General features: G+C 64.7%; 1 protein-coding gene. It reads left to right on the top strand.

All coding sequences use genetic code 11. The annotated features are described in order from the left end of the window. Window positions 1-124 precede the first annotated feature (124 nt). Window positions 125-810, top strand: a 686-nt coding sequence (locus AAHM40_RS27005; protein ID WP_342247439.1) for an LLM class flavin-dependent oxidoreductase, incomplete at its 3' end; no start/stop codon positions are given.

Here is an 810-nt window from a genome sequence, read left to right as displayed (position 1 = left end):
GCTGTGCGGCGGTGCAAGATGATTAGTCTGTTTGGAGGATTCAGGCCGTTTTTCGATCCCACACCATGCGCCCAACACCCGGCAATCCGGGTTGACCGACTCCAGAACAAGAAGGGCCACGCGCATGAAATTCTCCCTGATCTACGAGGCACAGACGATCGACAGCAGCCGCGAAGGCGACCGTCGCATCTTCGACGAAACCGTCGAGCAGGCCGTGCTCGCCGACCAGCTCGGCTTCGACACCTTCTGGTGCGTCGAGCACACCGCGCTGACCAACTACTCGCACATGTCCGCACCGGAAACCATGCTCGCCTTCGTCGCCGGCAAGACCGAGCGCATCGGCATCGGCCACGGCGTGGTCTGCCTGCCGCCGGCCATGAACCACCCGGTGAAGGTCGCCGAGCGCATCGCCACCCTCGACCTGCTCTCCAAGGGCCGCGTGCACTTCGGCGTCGGCAAGGGCGGCACCCAGCAGGAAGCCGGCACCTTCGGCTACGACCTGACCACCCTGCAGCCGCAGATCGACGAGGCCATGTACCTGATCCCGAAGATGTTCGTGCAGGACGAGATCGAGCATAACGGCGACTTCGTGAAGATCCCCAAGCGCCCGATCCATCCCAAGCCCTACCAGGACCCGCACCCGCCGATGTACCTGGCCTGCACCAACACCGAGTCGCTGAAGAACGCCGGCGGCCGCGGCATGGGCGCCCTGGTACTGGGCTTCGGCGGCCCCGAGGAAATCGCCAAGAAGGTCGCCGTCTACCACGAGGCCTGGGACAACCGCGATGCGAACAACCAGGTCGGCTTCCG

Source organism: Pseudomonas sp. OTU5201 (genome assembly GCF_038440135.1).
GTDB lineage: Bacteria > Pseudomonadota > Gammaproteobacteria > Pseudomonadales > Pseudomonadaceae > Metapseudomonas > Metapseudomonas resinovorans.
The sequence above is the reverse complement of the archived record's forward strand: the minus strand, read 5'-3'. Positions and strand labels throughout refer to the sequence as shown.